The sequence below is a fragment of the Pseudomonas lurida genome, from assembly GCF_013522705.1.
Taxonomy (GTDB): Bacteria; Pseudomonadota; Gammaproteobacteria; order Pseudomonadales; family Pseudomonadaceae; genus Aquipseudomonas; species Aquipseudomonas quebecensis.
In genome coordinates, this window is record NZ_JAAMRE010000069.1 from 1 (window position 1) to 1075 (window position 1075).

At 56.8% G+C, this 1075-nt stretch carries 2 protein-coding genes; both read left to right on the top strand.

Features of this window, described 5'->3' with window-relative positions:
• Positions 1-784 (top strand): hypothetical protein (locus G7025_RS26555; protein ID WP_219855462.1); only part of this gene is annotated, 784 nt, incomplete at its 5' end.
• On the top strand, positions 784-1074 hold the full coding sequence (locus tag G7025_RS26560) for a hypothetical protein (protein ID WP_181081940.1): 291 nt from the start codon (positions 784-786) through the stop codon (positions 1072-1074). The genes G7025_RS26555 and G7025_RS26560, both read left to right, overlap by 1 nt.
• Position 1075: the final 1 nt, after the last annotated feature.

Consider the following 1075-nt stretch of genomic DNA (forward strand, 5'->3'; position numbering starts at 1 on the left):
AAAAATTTTGGGGAAGGCCATGCCATCTTGGTTCGCAGAAGGAACGGTAACAGTTGCTAACGGCAATGCCGTTGTAATTGGTGTTGGCACGAAGTTTTCTAACTGTCGATCTGGTGACATGTTTGTCGGTCCAGATAACGGCATCTATCAGGTGATCAACCCGTCGAGCGATACCTCCGTGTCGATCTCGCCGCCGTACAGGGGCGTCAATTCAACGGGCGCCGCTTACGGCATCGTGCCCGTGAACGGCTACCCAAAGGCCTTGGCCGATGCGGTCAACCTCATGGTTCAGCAGTGGGGTTCCACGCTCGCCGGGCTCGGCTCAGTTTCGTCTGAAAATATTGTGCCTGTCGCTAAGGGGGGCACAGGGGCAACGACCCCGGCTGCAGCTTTCTCAGCGCTTGGGGGCAAATCAGCGGGTAAGGCCGATATTATCGGCACGGTATCGCAGTCCGGCGGCACTCCGACAGGCGCGGTCATTGAGCGCGGCTCGAATGCCAATGGTGATTACGTCAAATTTGCAGACGGCACGCTCATTTGCCACTCCACCACGATCGCAATCACGCTGTCCTCCGTATCAGGGTCGGCCACTTGGACGTTTCCCGCCGCGTTCTCTTTCACCCCCAACTGCTACGTCAATATCGCCGATGCAAGCGCCGTAAACGATTTTTCTGGCAACAACCGAGCGCGGAGTGTGACCACTCAATCTGCTCTTATCAGCATAAATTCAAACGTGCAGCAGGCCTATTATGCGCGCGCTTCGGCTTTCGGGAGATGGTTCTGATGATTATAAAACTCCAGCCCCAACGCTCTGACGAGACTTTGGTCGTCAGCAAGCGCAGCGATGTGCTGACCATCAATGGAGAGCGCTTCGACTTTCGGGAGCTGCCAGAGGGCGCGGTGCTGCCGTCTTCAGCTGTCGAGTGCGACTTCGTCGTCGGCGACATCACCCGACAGAATGGTGAGCTCATCGTCACATTGCTTCTACCGTGCGGGGCAGATGCCTCCGACGCCGCGAACTTTCCTTTCGATATTGTCAGCCCGCCTGACGGCAACGTGAGCCTGCCCCAATGAA